This window comes from Phyllobacterium sp. P5_D12 (assembly GCF_054049495.1).
In genome coordinates this window covers 1-12,862 of the sequence record NZ_JBFUMG010000086.1, presented here as the reverse complement: position 1 = coordinate 12,862, position 12,862 = coordinate 1, and the positions used below count along the sequence as shown (strand labels likewise).

Below are 12,862 nucleotides of genomic sequence, written 5' to 3'. Positions count from 1 at the left end.
GTCTTGATCCTTTAGCGGCAGTCTTGCAAGAAATCTGCGGGTTTTGCAAAGAGCATGCGCGTTCGACTCACTAACATCTTAGCGGGTCTACAGGATTGCGTTGTCAGGAAAACGGCACCGGTCTCGGTCGGACTGGTAAAACCAGTGGACTGATCGCTGGGCTAGAGCTAGTGAACGGTTGTGCCGATCTCACAGGCCGCAGCCCGCGTTATTGTATCTGCTCCAATGCGGGCTGTTGCGAATGCTCCGTAGCCCGCTCTGGCGTGAGCAGTGCAATTGCCAGGATGAGGCCAATCACGCAGAGGACACCCGGAATGCATGTCCCGCTCCGCTTGGTGGAGAGTCCAGCATTATCCTGGTCAATGGATACAAATTCTTCCTCTGCTACTCTTTTTTCGCGGAGCATTTCGTAGTCCTGTCGATGAATGGAACCGCTATATTGCGGCGACTAGAAGATGGCCCTCACCAAAATGCAGTTCAAGCGGGTGCGACAAACCTGCATAAGGGCGCAATTTACTTTCAACTGGCCCGGTGCTTTCAGTGTTATAGTTGCGCTTGCATCGTCACCAGTGTTTCATTTGTAAAGTTACAACCAGAGCCCAAAATTTGCCCATGGCCAAGTTTCTCAAGGTTGGAGCGTTCTACTGTCGTCAGACAACAAGTTGCTACTTGCCAAATCGGGAGTGGTGCTGATTGATAAGGCATGGATGACAAACTCTCCCGTGCCATTGAGAAACGGCGTGACGACCTGATAGCGCTGACGCGCGATCTCATCCGTTTCCCCACTATCAACCCGCCCGGCGAGGCCTATACGCCCTGCGCAGAATTTCTCGCGAAGCGGTTGCAGCTGATCGGCTTTGAGACCCAGTTGATCCGCGGCGAAGGGACGCCTGGCGACACGGACCGCTACCCGCGCACAAATGTCGTCGCCCGCTTTGATGGTCGCACCCATGGCCAGACCGTGCACTTCAATTCCCATATCGACGTCGTTGAAACGGGTGAAGGCTGGACCGTCGACCCGTTCGAAGGTGTCGTCAAGGACGGCAAGATTTATGGCCGCGGCGCCTGTGACATGAAGGGTGGACTCGCCGCTTCAATCATTGCAGTGGAAGCATTTATCGAGGTCTATCCTGACTTCGCTGGCGCCATAGAAATATCCGGCACGGTAGATGAGGAATCCGGCGGTTTCGGCGGTGTTGCCTATCTCGCCAGCAAAGGCTTCTTCTCGAAGCCCCGCGTCGATCACGTCATCATTCCGGAACCGCTCAACAAGGACCGTATCTGTCTCGGTCATCGCGGCGTCTGGTGGGCAGAAATCGAAACCAAGGGCGAAATCGCCCACGGGTCGATGCCGTTTTTGGGGGACTGTGCCATTCGCCATATGGGCGCGGTCCTTGAAGCGTTCGAAACGGAACTTTTCCCCGCCCTGGACAAAAAGCAAACCTCGATGCCGGTGGTTCCCGATGGTGCGCGGCGATCCACCATGAATATCAACTCCATCCATGGCGGACAGACTGACGATTATTCTGGATTGCCCTCGCCCAACGTGTCCGATAGCTGTCGCCTGACCATCGATCGCCGTTTCCTGCTCGAGGAAGACATCACTGAGGTTAAACGCGAGGTCGTTTCGATCCTTGACAGGCTGCAGTGGGAGCGACCGAAATTTCACTACAGCATTCGCGACATCATGGAAGTGCAACCATTGATGACCGAGCGTGATACGCCGGTCGTCACCGCAGTTGCCGAGGGAATCCGGTCAGTTTTCGGCCGGGAACCGCAGTACGTGATCTCACCCGGTACTTACGATCAAAAACATATTGCACGCATCGGGCTACTACACGACTGCATAGCCTACGGCCCGGGCATACTGGACCTCGCGCATCGGCCGGACGAATATGTCGGTATCGAAGACATGATCCAATCCGCCAACGTCATGGCGCTCGGTTTAAAGGTACTACTGTCGCGATCGGCCTGATTGCAAAAAAGCTGGAGAGTTACTGGATGAAATCATGGAAGTTAGCCATCGCCGGTGTCGCAATAAGCTTGGTGATGTCCTCAGCATCCTTTGCCGCGAAGACCGATCTTGTTCTCGGCATCGTTTTGGAACCACCGCACCTCGATCCGACCGCGGGCGCCGCGGCAGCTATCGACGAGATCGTCTATGCAAATATCTTCGAGGGTCTGACACGTATCGGGGCAAAGGGGGAGGTTCTTCCCGCCCTCGCCGAAAGCTGGACACAATCGGACGACGGCAAGATCTATACGTTCAAGTTGCACAAGGACGTCAAATTTCACGACGGCACAGCATTCGACGCCGATGACGTCAAGTTTTCGCTCGATCGTGCTCGTGGCGACAAATCCACCAACGCACAAAAGGGTCTGTTTGCAGCCATCGATACGGTTGACGTTGTTGATCCACTAACAGTCAAGGTGGTTCTGAAACAGCCGAGCGGTGATTTCCTCTACAATATGGGCTGGGGCGATGCGGTCATCGTCGCGCCTGAAAGCGCCGGGACGAACAAGGACAAACCTGTCGGAACTGGTCCATTCAAATTCGATAGCTGGGCGAAGGGCTCGCAGATTGTCATTGCGAAAAATGCCGATTATTGGGGAAAACCAGCATTGCTCGACAAAGCCGCATTCCGGGTCATCCCAGATCCGGCTGCCGCAACGGCGGCGCTCTTGGCAGGTGACGTCCAGGCTTTTCCGGTTTTTCCGAGTTATGAAACCATCCCGCAGTTCCAGGCTGATCCGCGTTTTAAGGTTGTCATCGGCACGACCGAAGGAGAGACGGTTCTCGGCATGAATAACAAGAAGCCGCCCTTTGACAATCCAAAGGTCCGTCAGGCCATCACCCACGCCATTGATCGGAAGTCGTTGATCGATGGTGCAATGTTCGGATTTGGGACGCCCATCGGATCATTCTTTCCGCCCCATCACCCCGCCTATATCGATCTGACAGCGGAAACTGCTTACGATCCGGAACTTGCGAAGAAGCTAATGGCGGAGGCCGGTCATCCTGACGGCTTCAAGACAACGCTGAAACTTCCGCCACCCACCTACGCCCGGCGCGGCGGTGAAATTATCGCGGCCGAACTGCGTGAAATCGGCATCGAGGCGGAAATTATTCCGGTGGAATGGGCGCAATGGCTGGATCAGGTCTTCAAGAATAAAGACTATGACATGACGATCGTCTCTCATACCGAACCGAACGACCTGAACATTTTTTCCCGCGACGACTATTATTTCAATTATGACAGTCCGGCCTTCAAGGATCTGATCAAACAAATAGACGCCACATCCGATGGCGTTGAACGCACCGGACTTTACCAGCAGGCGCAAAAATTGCTCGCAAAAGACGTACCTGCGGCGTTCCTGTTTCAGCTTCCCAAAACTGGCATCTGGGATGCAAAGATCGAAGGACTTTGGGAAAACGGGCCGATTCAGGCCAATGATTTAACCGCTGTGAAGTGGTTGGACTAATGCGATCCGGTGCGCACGTTCGATGTTGAGCTATGCCACGAAGCGTGCGTTGATCGCCATCCTTACACTTCTCGCCGCATCGCTTGTTGTTTTTGCGATGCTTGAAATCGTGCCGGGAGACCCCGCTCGACTGATGCTGGGGATGAATGCCACCGAGGACGCCGTCCACAATCTGCAGGAGCAGATGGGGCTCAACCAGCCGCTGATTGTACGATATTTCAGCTGGCTCGGCGGGCTGCTCACCGGAGACCTTGGCAAATCCTATACGTATTCGGTTCCCGTGTTTGACCTCATCAAGGAGCGGGTTGCTGTTTCATTGCCACTCGCTGTGATCTCGTTGGCATTGTCCACCTTGATCGCGCTTCCTGTCGGCATTTTTGCCGCGTCAAAACGCGGCAAGTTCTCCGATACGCTAGCCATGGGAGTTTCGCAGGTGGGTGTAGCGATACCAAATTTTTGGTTCGCCCTGCTCTTGGTCTATCTATTCGCAGTGACGTTGAGGCTTGTTCCGGCCGGCGGCTTCCCGGGCTGGGGCGCAGGCTTCGGTGTGAGCCTTAAATCACTGATCCTCCCGTCTATTGCACTTGCTCTCCCTCAAGCCGCGATCCTTGCCCGCATCACCCGCTCTGCTCTGCTGGAAGTACTCGGTGAGGATTATATTCGCACGGCTCGCGCCAAGGGTTTGAGCAAGCGGCAGGTTTTATACCGTCACGCGTTGCGCAATGCTCTTATCCCCGTTCTAACTATTCTTGGCTTGCAATTCGCATTCCTCCTTGCTGGCACGATCATCATCGAGAACGTGTTCTATCTGCCGGGCCTCGGTCGTTTGGTGTTCCAGGCAATCACCCAGCGGGATCTCATTGTGGTCGAGGGCGTCGTCATGCTGCTCATTGCTACTCTCATCCTTGTCAATCTGCTGGTCGATCTTTCCTACGCCGTAGTAGATCCCCGATTGCGGGGCCGTTCATGAACATCGGCAAGGCACTGGCGAATAGATCCTTTTGCGTCGGCCTCGTCGTCACGAGCCTGATCGCGCTGGTGGCATTGCTATCATTCGTCTGGACGCCCTACCCGGTGGAAGCCTTCGATATCGCGGGCAAGCTAAAGCCGCCATCCGCAGCGCATTGGCTCGGCACAGATCATTTTGGTCGTGACATTCTGTCGATGATCATGGTCGGGAGCCGTAATTCCATCGCTGTAGCATCAGTTTCAGTAGCAATTGGCGCTGGCATTGGCGTGCCGCTTGGCCTGTGGGGTGCCGCAACCGGCGGTTTTGTCGATGAGGTTCTGATGCGCCTCAACGATCTTGTCTTCGCCTTTCCCGCGTTACTCTCCGCGGTGATGATTACCGCAGTCTTCGGCCCAGGCGCGATCAACGCAATTATCGCGATCGGCATTTTCAATATCCCGGTTTTTGCGCGTGTCGCCCGTGCCGCTGCCCTCTCCCTGTGGTCGCGCGAGTTTGTGATAGCGGCGGGCGCTATTGGTAAAAGCCCGGCCCGCATTACGCGTGACCACATATTGCCAAATCTCGCGTCTCTTTTGATCGTGCAGGCGACCATCCAGTTTTCGCTCGGCATTCTTGCCGAAGCAGGTCTTTCTTATGTTGGACTGGGTTCACAACCTCCCATGCCGAGCTGGGGTAGAATGCTGTTCGAAGCCCAGACTATGATTGGCTTGGCTCCGCACATGGCCCTGTTTCCCGGTCTCGCGATTGTCATCACAGTTCTCGGGCTTAATTTGCTCGGCGATGGTTTGCGCGATGTGCTTGACCCAAGATTTCAGTGATCGCCGTTACAAGAGCAATCCGAGCAGAAACAGCGCCAGGATTGCGGCTGTAAAAATTCCGGTTGTCACGCTGAAAATGTTAAGCGCGTCCTCGATGTTCTCGGCTCCGGCATCGCGGCGCCCTGCACCGTTCAACATCGGCTCGTTCGCCATCACGCCRCCATAAACGCGGGGGCCTGCGAGTGCCACTTCAATTGCCCCCGCCATCGCCGCCTCAGGCCACCCCGCGTTGGGCGAGCGGTGTAGCCGCGCATCGCGCATCATCACATTGAACGAGCGAAGCGCTGCATCATAGCCATGCACGACCCAGGCTGCTGCCGAGATCAGAAGACCTGTCAGTCTTGCGGGTACCCAGTTGGCAACGTCATCGAACTTGGCCGCGAACCGCCCAAAATCACGGTAACGATCATTCAAATGCCCGATCATCGAATCTGCCGTATTTAACATCTTGTAGGCAAAAAGCCCGGGAAGCCCCAGCAGGGCATACCAAAATGCCGGCGCGATGATGCCATCGGAAGTATTTTCAGCAAGACTTTCGATGGCGGCGCGGCTTACCGCAGCATCATCAAGAACTTCGGGGTCACGTCCGACAATCATCGAAACGGCGCGGCGCGCACCGACGATACCTTCCTCGCGCAGGGCTACTGCCACACGCTCGACATGTTCGCCGAGGCTCTTCTGCGCCAGAAACACCGCAACAATCAGCGCCTCGATCAAACCGCCAAAGGGCTGAATCGTCTGCAGCGCGAGATGCACGAGAAAACCAATGAACGCTGCCAGCACCAGCAAACCCACCATCGCAAGGAAACCATCACGCCGCCTTTCATCGTCCGAATCGCTAGCCTTGTTGAGCTGCTTGTCGGCCAGTTCGATCGCTTTGCCAAACAGGACGACGGGATGGGGGATTTTCCGCCACAACCCATCGGGATCACCGAAAGTTCGATCGGCAAGCAAGGCAAGAAACAGAATCAATAGATTGATTTCCATGAATAATTCGATCCTGTTGAACCAAAAATCAGCCGGGTATTGCACTTAACGCAATACGAAGACGTTGCTGCAATCGTTCAGCCGCATTCTCATCCAATGGCAGACCAAAACGCAACCATTGTGGCGCGTAGTCAAATTTTCTTGTCAACACATGTTGCTCGCATAAAGCTTCGTGCAGCTGCCGAGCCTGCTTAAACTCCACCAACGAAAACAGCATTGTGCCACCAACTTGTAAAAGACCCGCTTCTGCCAGGACCCGTCCAAGCAGCTCACGACGGGCCCTCAACCGCTTCGCAAAACCTGCAAGGAGGATTTCATCGGAAAACGCATGGGATGCGATGGTTAGGGCGGGGCCMGATACCGCCCACGGACCCAGCCGGAGCTTGAGCGCCAGCGCAATATCGTGCGTCGTSAACGCAAAACCCAATCGCAACCCTCCCAAGCCGAAGAACTTGCCAAAAGATTTCAGGATAATCAGCCCACTTATCCCTGTGTGGTCTGCGATGCTTGCTTCTGTATGGGCATCCGCAAAAGCTTCATCGACAATCAGGACGCCACCTCTGCTCTCCATTCGTCCAGCAAGTTCAAGCAAAGATGTCCTTGAGACAATTCGTCCATCCGGATTGTTCGGATTGACCACAACCGCAACCTTCGAAGATGGCAGAATCTCGTCGATGCTCATGCAACTCGAAATCCGCCAGCCCGCATTGAGGAATGACGCGCTGTGCTCCTGATAGGTCGGACCGACGATCGCAACTTCGCCTTTTGCAGCCACGATATCAGGCAGTATTTGAATAAGCGATTGTGTGCCTGGCGCTGCAACGATTCCCGCCTCAGCCGCCGCGCCATAATATTTTCGGGCGGCATTAAGGGTTGACGTGAGCAGTTTTTCGTCCGGCAAGCGATTCCAGATTTCAAGACCAATCGACGGCAGAGGTAATACTTCCGGATTGATCCCGGTCGAAAGATCAATCCAGTCGGATGGCGCGCCACCGAAACGTTCCAGAGCACGATCGAGCGCGCCTCCATGTTCAATCTGCATTATCCCGCCAAATCAATTATGTGCATGTAGGAGCCGCTCACCGATCCGACGCGCAGCCCGGCTTCGCCCAAATCTTCACCCAGTGCATCCCGAACGCGGAAGAGCCGTTCGGCGTCGCCCTCGCGGACGATACTGGCATAGTGAAATTCGTGTCCCGTAAGCTCCATCTGAAACGGAGCCGCCGTAAGTAGTTCTAGGCGGCGATAGCCAAGATGCATCTTTCGTTTTGCAAAGCTTGTTTCAACGGGCAGGAGCCCAAGCATGGGGTTCACTTGGCCCATCGCATCCTCGATGCTCTCACCCAGCACCATGTATCCCCCGCATTCGCCATAAATGGTCGCACCCCTGGCCGCAGCGTTCTTGACGCCAGAAGCAAAGTTACCCGCTTGGGCAAGGCGGCCGGCGTGAAGTTCTGGATAGCCTCCAGGCAGATATATAGCATCGCTGTCTCCGGCCGGCGCTTCATCCGCAAGCGGTGAAAAATAGCTTATCTCGGCGCCGCGCCGCCTCCAGCCGTCCAGCAGATGCCAGTAGGAAAACGCGAATGCGTTGTCACGCGCAACAGCTATCCTTTGTCCAAGAGGCGGAATGCGGGATACATTTGCCATCGATCCAGTGGGACCATAGCGATTGGCCATTTGCTGGATCTGTTCGAGATCGATCCTGTCGCTAATGATATTACCTGCGTGCGTGATGAAAGCCTCAAGTTCGAGATGTTCACCCGCCTGTACGAGCCCAAGATGCCGTTCCGGCAATTGCAACCCCTCGTCACGCGGCAAGCAACCGAGAACCGGTATGCCGACGGACTCCAGTGCGGAACGCAGCATGGTCTCATGGCGCACACTGCCGACCCTGTTAAGGATTAGGCCCGCAATCATCACATCGCGGCGAAAATCTCGAAAACCACTAACGAGTGCGGCAATCGAATGCGATTGCCGCGCACAGTCGACAACAAAAATGACCGGAAGCGACAGATGTGTCGCAAGATCGGCCGCAGACCCGCGCCCATCGCTGGCACCATCGAAAAGGCCCATCATACCTTCGACCACGAGCATCTTGTTGCCTTCGGTATGACGCGCAGCCAATGCACTGATCAAATCCGGCCGCATCGCCCAAGGATCGAGATTGACGCAAGGACTACCGCTCGCCACCACGTGATAAGCCGGGTCGATGTAATCTGGCCCCGCTTTTGCCGGCGCAATCTCCACACCGAGATTTCGAAGAGCGCGCAACAATCCAAGCGTGACGGTCGTCTTGCCGCTGCCAGATGACGGAGCGGCAACAATCATGCCTTTCATCCCGCATCCTTTTCCCGGCGGGTTCCAAGCGGATCCTGCGTAAGCACACGACCTTCCGCCGCGCCGAGCCAGTCGAGTGCCGCACGCAAGCGGACAACTTGTCCCACCACCACGATGGCGGGAGGGCGGAGGCCCGATTGCTGAACGTCAGTTTCGGCCCTCTCGAGCGTTGTCTCAAGCACTTTTTGATGGCCCGTTGTGGCATTGCAGACGAAGGCAATTGGTTCCTCCCGGGAGCGACCAGCAGCAATCAGGCGAGAAGCAATCAGTCCGATATGCTTCATTGCCATATACATGACGATGACCGAAGAACCCTTGGCTATACTATTCCAGTCCATCGAATCGGGAACGAGGCCGGTAGCATCATGTCCAGTCAGGAAGGTAACACTTTGGTTGGTCTCGCGGTGCGTGACGGGAATGCCCGCATAGGCAAGACCACCGATCCCAGCCGTGATGCCGGGGATAATCCGAAATGGCACTTGATGTTCGACCAAGGTCAGCGCTTCCTCGCCACCTCTTCCGAAAACGAAAGGGTCGCCGCCTTTCAAGCGCAGCACTCGCTTGCCGGACTTCGCGAGTTCGACCAGTCGAAGCGATATATCGCGTTGTTGCGGCGACGGTTTCCCGCCTCGTTTGCCGGCATATTCCAGCGCTGCGCCAGGAGCAGCGAAAGACAGGCAATCCTCATTGACCAAAGCATCGTAGACGATGACGTCGGCTTGTTCGAGTCCGTTGACAGCGTGCAGGGTCAACAGTCCAGGATCGCCCGGCCCTGCTCCTACCAGCCAGACGTGCCCCGTTTCAAAAACTGGCAGCTTCGAATTCATTGCGCTCATCGCTCATTCCGATCTTTTGCGCATAGCACAATTTTTCTGGCCGTAAGCATGAACTTATCGGAAAAATCATGCAACGGGTGCAGAAGCTGGTCTATAAGATCCGCATGAGCGACGAACCCGATGCAGGACAGCGGAAACCCGACGAGACGAGCGAACGGCCCTTGCGTCGAGGCTGGACTACGGGTGCTTGTGCAACCGCTGCGACCAAGGCGGCATTGATCGCGTTGATCACAGGCGAATTTCCCGATCCTGTAGCGATCATTCTGCCTAAGGGCGAAGTTCCACACTTCCAGCTGGCGATCGAATCGATCGGCGATGGTTATGCAATGGCAGGTATTGTCAAAGATGCCGGTGATGATCCCGATGTCACGCATGGTGCCACGATAATCTCGACGGTGTTTCCCGCACCGCCCGGAACCGGCATACAGTTTGTCGCGGGCGAAGGCGTTGGCACGGTCACCCTGCCAGGCTTGCCGATTCCTCCCGGAGAAGCGGCAATCAATCCCGTACCACGTGAAATGATGAGCCGGATTTGTGAGGAAATCTGTGCGCAATATGATCTACCAGCAGATATCGTCATCACAATCTCTGTGCCTGAGGGCGAAGAGTTGGCCAAGAAAACCTGGAACCCGCGTCTTGGCATTGTCGGCGGCATTTCGATTCTGGGAACCACTGGCATCGTTCACCCCTTCTCTTGCGCTGCTTGGATACACTCGATCCACCGCGGCATCGACGTATCACGTGCAGTAGGCCTCAAGCATGTTCTCGCCGCGACCGGCTCCACCTCCGAGGATGCGGCGCAAGCCATATATCATCTGCCGGAGATTGCGCTTCTTGACATGGGCGATTTCGCCGGCGGTTTGCTGAAATACCTGCGCGTTCATCCAATCGATCGGCTGACAATCGCCGGCGGCTTTGCCAAGCTGACAAAACTGGCACAAGGCGCGCTCGATCTTCATTCTGGCCGCAGCCAGGTCAGCATGACTTTTCTTGCTGATGAAGCTGAAAAGCTGGGGCTCAATCCAAGTGTGAGGGAGCGGATTCTGAATGCCAACACTGCGCAGGAAGTGCTTGAATTGACACAATCTATGGGAATTGATCTCGCCAGTCTTATTGCCACACGGGCCAGGCAAACAGCTCTTGCCACACTCAAAGGCGCCCCGGTCGAAGTAGAGGTCATCGTTACCGATCGCAAGGGTACAGTTCTTTCCCGTGTCTAATGGTCCAATTCTCATTCTGGGTGGCACTGCCGAGGCGTCAAAACTCGCGTCTCGTCTCGCCTCGCAGGGTCACCGCGTGATTTCATCTTTGGCGGGACGTACGCTTAATCCGGCAACACTCAAGGGCGAAGTTCGCATCGGCGGTTTTGGTGGCGCAAGAGGCCTCATTGCGTACATCGTGAAACAGGAAATATCTCTGCTCATCGATGCAACACACCCTTACGCAACGCAGATCTCCGACAATGCCATCCTTGCAGCAGCTTCAACGAAAACGCCTTTCGTGCGGCTTGAGCGCCCCGCTTGGCACATCAAACCTGGCGATAGCTGGTCGATTGTGGCTTCACTTGAAGGCGCGGTTTCTCTCATCCCCGCAAAGGCACGTGTGCTTCTCGCGCTTGGACGACAACACATCGCACCATTTTCCCGTCGGGGCGACGTGCATTTTGTCGTGCGAATGATAGATCCACCTGAAGCGCCGCTTGATCTCGTGGATTTCGAACTGGAATTGTCGAAGCCTGGCAAAGTTGATGACGAGACTGCTTTCCTGACGACGAAACGTCTCACGCATATCGTTTGCCGCAATTCCGGCGGGACCGCGTCCTACACCAAGATCAAGGCGGCGCGCGATCTGGGCATTCCTGTGATCATGATTGATCGTCCTCATCGCCCCAGCACCCATAGTGTGGCCGATATCGAAAGCGTTATCCTGTTCGTTGATAAACTTTTTGGCTCAGCTTGAACGCTTGCGCAGCGAGTGCGTGTGACCTTTGTGATATAAAGCCGAATCCCGGAAAGTATCTGCCGCTAGACCGCGCCCAACAAAAATCATCGCTGAACGATTCAAGCCCGATATTTTTACCTTGCCGACAATATCGGCAAGCGTTCCGTAAATAAACTGTTCGTCTGACCAGCCCACGCGATAAGCAACAATGACAGGACAATCAGCGCCGTAGAGCGGAGTAAGTTCGGTCTCGATACGTGCCAGATTGCGGATCGAAAGGTGGATAACCAACGTCGCACCCGATTTCCCAAGAGTTGCCAGATCTTCGCCTTCCGGCATAGAGGACGATTTGACGGAAGTGCGCGTCAGGATGATGGTCTGGCATACTTCCGGAACCGTCAGTTCTTTTTTCAAGGCGGCAGCGGCGGCAGCAAATGCCGGAACGCCGGGCGTCACATCATAGTGGATGCCCAATGCATCAAGACGCCGCATCTGCTCTGCCACCGCGCCGTATATCGACGGATCCCCGGAATGAACGCGCGCCACATCCTTACCTTCCGCGTGAGCCGTCTCGAACTCTGCAATGATCTCATCAAGCGTGAGCGACGATGTATCGACCACGCGTGCGTTTTCGGGTACTTCCGCGACCATCTCCGCTGGAACCAATGATCCTGCATACAAACAGACCGGACAGGATTGAATCAGTTTTAATCCGCGCACAGTAATAAGGTCGGGGGCGCCTGGGCCTGCTCCAATAAAATGGACCGTCATTTTTATCTCTTTGTTGCAGCCAATGCTGCTGTAGCATGAGCCGATTTTGTTTTTCCAACGACCAATACGCCCGTCGGACCAACACCTGCAAGCGCGGCGGCTTCAGCCACGCCGTGACATCCCATCAGCGCAAAAACGCGATCGGACGGGTTCAGCAAACTCGGCGTCTGTTCTTCCAGTATAGAAGCACTGAAATAGCGGACAGGGCAGTTGAATTTCCGCGCCACATTCACAATGGCTGGCTCGCCCCATCGCAAGTCTATCGAGTGAATGCCGCTTAGATCCGATGACTCAATGGCCGCATCTTGCAAGACCTTGTTGACGAGGTCCAAGAGCTCGTCCGGCACACATCCACGTTCGCACCCCACCCCCAGCGCATAGATTGGCGAAGTCATACGTGCTTCTTGTGCAATTCTTCCGGTGTCACGCCCAAAAGATCGGCCGTCTTGCGGATCAGATTGGCTTCCTTGGCATCCAATTCATCGTCGGCATTCGCAATCGCCAAAAGATGACGCAGCAACTGAACCTTACGTTCAAACGACACGTCCGCAAAGGCCAGCGCCGCTTGGGTACTCGTGGTCTCGTAACCGAAGTCCTTGAGGTATTCAGCGACTTCTCCGAACTCCTCAGGCGAAATTCCGAAATCATTCGAAGCGACCCGCAAAATCGCGGCGTATTCGGCTTTGTCAGTCTTTCCATCCGCCAACGCTATATGC

Annotated in this window: 13 protein-coding genes; 6 read left to right on the top strand and 7 right to left on the bottom strand. The window is 55.4% G+C overall.

The annotated features are described in order from the left end of the window. Positions 1-703: 703 nt before the first annotated feature. From ACXJ5O_RS08515 to ACXJ5O_RS08500, 4 genes are read left to right on the top strand one after another with little or no spacing between them, the layout of a single operon-like run. Positions 704-1,975 carry an acetylornithine deacetylase/succinyl-diaminopimelate desuccinylase family protein gene (locus ACXJ5O_RS08515; protein WP_457299508.1) on the top strand — a complete coding sequence of 424 codons (1,272 nt, stop codon included), beginning with the start codon at positions 704-706 and terminating at the stop codon, positions 1,973-1,975. A gap of 26 nt (positions 1,976-2,001) precedes the next feature. After that, positions 2,002-3,483 (top strand): ABC transporter substrate-binding protein, encoded by a 1,482-nt coding sequence (locus tag ACXJ5O_RS08510; RefSeq protein WP_457299507.1) that lies wholly within the window; start codon positions 2,002-2,004, stop codon positions 3,481-3,483. Positions 3,484-3,505: 22 nt separating this feature from the next. Next, positions 3,506-4,453 (top strand): ABC transporter permease, encoded by a 948-nt coding sequence (locus ACXJ5O_RS08505; RefSeq protein WP_457299506.1) that lies wholly within the window; start codon positions 3,506-3,508, stop codon positions 4,451-4,453. Then, positions 4,450-5,271 carry an ABC transporter permease gene (locus ACXJ5O_RS08500; RefSeq protein ID WP_457299505.1) on the top strand — a complete coding sequence of 274 codons (822 nt, stop codon included), beginning with the start codon at positions 4,450-4,452 and terminating at the stop codon, positions 5,269-5,271. Before ACXJ5O_RS08505 ends, ACXJ5O_RS08500 begins: the two co-directional genes overlap by 4 nt. Positions 5,272-5,277: 6 nt before the next feature. Here the strand turns inward: ACXJ5O_RS08500 and cbiB are convergent, their stop codons facing one another. The 4 genes from cbiB to cobA are packed head-to-tail and all read right to left on the bottom strand — an operon-like array spanning position 5,278 to position 9,434. Next, the gene (gene cbiB / locus ACXJ5O_RS08495) at positions 5,278-6,258 is read right to left on the bottom strand and encodes an adenosylcobinamide-phosphate synthase CbiB (protein ID WP_457299504.1); all 981 of its coding nucleotides are present in this window, start codon (positions 6,256-6,258) and stop codon (positions 5,278-5,280) included. 28 nt (positions 6,259-6,286) lie between these two features. After that, positions 6,287-7,300 (bottom strand): threonine-phosphate decarboxylase CobD, encoded by a 1,014-nt coding sequence (gene cobD / locus ACXJ5O_RS08490; protein WP_457299503.1) that lies wholly within the window; start codon positions 7,298-7,300, stop codon positions 6,287-6,289. Then, a complete protein-coding gene (locus tag ACXJ5O_RS08485; protein ID WP_457299510.1) occupies positions 7,300-8,589 on the bottom strand; it encodes a cobyrinate a,c-diamide synthase in 1,290 nt (429 codons plus the stop codon). The genes cobD and ACXJ5O_RS08485 overlap by 1 nt, the downstream gene beginning before the upstream one ends. A gap of 5 nt (positions 8,590-8,594) precedes the next feature. Beyond that, complete coding sequence (cobA, locus tag ACXJ5O_RS08480) at positions 8,595-9,434, bottom strand: uroporphyrinogen-III C-methyltransferase (RefSeq protein ID WP_457299502.1); 840 nt, start codon at positions 9,432-9,434, stop codon at positions 8,595-8,597. 104 nt (positions 9,435-9,538) lie between these two features. On the opposite strand from cobA, the gene ACXJ5O_RS08475 reads away from it, so the two are divergent. Together ACXJ5O_RS08475 and ACXJ5O_RS08470 are read left to right on the top strand one after the other, a co-directional pair. Next, a complete protein-coding gene (locus tag ACXJ5O_RS08475; RefSeq protein ID WP_457299509.1) occupies positions 9,539-10,654 on the top strand; it encodes a cobalt-precorrin-5B (C(1))-methyltransferase in 1,116 nt (371 codons plus the stop codon). After that, on the top strand, positions 10,647-11,393 hold the full coding sequence (locus ACXJ5O_RS08470; RefSeq protein WP_457299501.1) for a cobalt-precorrin-6A reductase: 747 nt from the start codon (positions 10,647-10,649) through the stop codon (positions 11,391-11,393). Before ACXJ5O_RS08475 ends, ACXJ5O_RS08470 begins: the two co-directional genes overlap by 8 nt. Here ACXJ5O_RS08470 and cobM read toward each other — a convergent pair. The 3 genes from cobM to ACXJ5O_RS08455 form a co-directional block, all read right to left on the bottom strand. Next, positions 11,385-12,146: a precorrin-4 C(11)-methyltransferase gene (cobM, locus tag ACXJ5O_RS08465; RefSeq protein WP_457299500.1), complete on the bottom strand. Its 762-nt coding sequence runs from the start codon at positions 12,144-12,146 to the stop codon at positions 11,385-11,387. The two genes, ACXJ5O_RS08470 and cobM, sit on opposite strands and share 9 nt — an antisense overlap. A 2-nt stretch (positions 12,147-12,148) precedes the next feature. Then, the gene (locus ACXJ5O_RS08460; RefSeq protein WP_457299499.1) at positions 12,149-12,541 is read right to left on the bottom strand and encodes a cobalamin biosynthesis protein; all 393 of its coding nucleotides are present in this window, start codon (positions 12,539-12,541) and stop codon (positions 12,149-12,151) included. Further along, positions 12,538-12,862, bottom strand: a 325-nt coding sequence (locus tag ACXJ5O_RS08455) for a tellurite resistance TerB family protein (RefSeq protein WP_457299498.1), incomplete at its 5' end; no start/stop codon positions are given. The genes ACXJ5O_RS08460 and ACXJ5O_RS08455, both read right to left, overlap by 4 nt.

Coding starts and splice junctions, on each gene's coding strand:
- cobM (WP_457299500.1), bottom strand. CDS start 12,146: ATGACGGTCCATTTTATTGGAGCAGGCCCAGGCGCCCCCGACCTTATT.
- ACXJ5O_RS08485 (WP_457299510.1), bottom strand. CDS start 8,589: ATGATTGTTGCCGCTCCGTCATCTGGCAGCGGCAAGACGACCGTCACG.
- ACXJ5O_RS08460 (WP_457299499.1), bottom strand. CDS start 12,541: ATGACTTCGCCAATCTATGCGCTGGGGGTGGGGTGCGAACGTGGATGT.
- ACXJ5O_RS08510 (WP_457299507.1), top strand. CDS start 2,002: ATGAAATCATGGAAGTTAGCCATCGCCGGTGTCGCAATAAGCTTGGTG.
- ACXJ5O_RS08505 (WP_457299506.1), top strand. CDS start 3,506: ATGTTGAGCTATGCCACGAAGCGTGCGTTGATCGCCATCCTTACACTT.
- ACXJ5O_RS08515 (WP_457299508.1), top strand. CDS start 704: ATGGATGACAAACTCTCCCGTGCCATTGAGAAACGGCGTGACGACCTG.
- cobA (WP_457299502.1), bottom strand. CDS start 9,434: ATGAGCGCAATGAATTCGAAGCTGCCAGTTTTTGAAACGGGGCACGTC.
- ACXJ5O_RS08500 (WP_457299505.1), top strand. CDS start 4,450: ATGAACATCGGCAAGGCACTGGCGAATAGATCCTTTTGCGTCGGCCTC.
- ACXJ5O_RS08475 (WP_457299509.1), top strand. CDS start 9,539: ATGAGCGACGAACCCGATGCAGGACAGCGGAAACCCGACGAGACGAGC.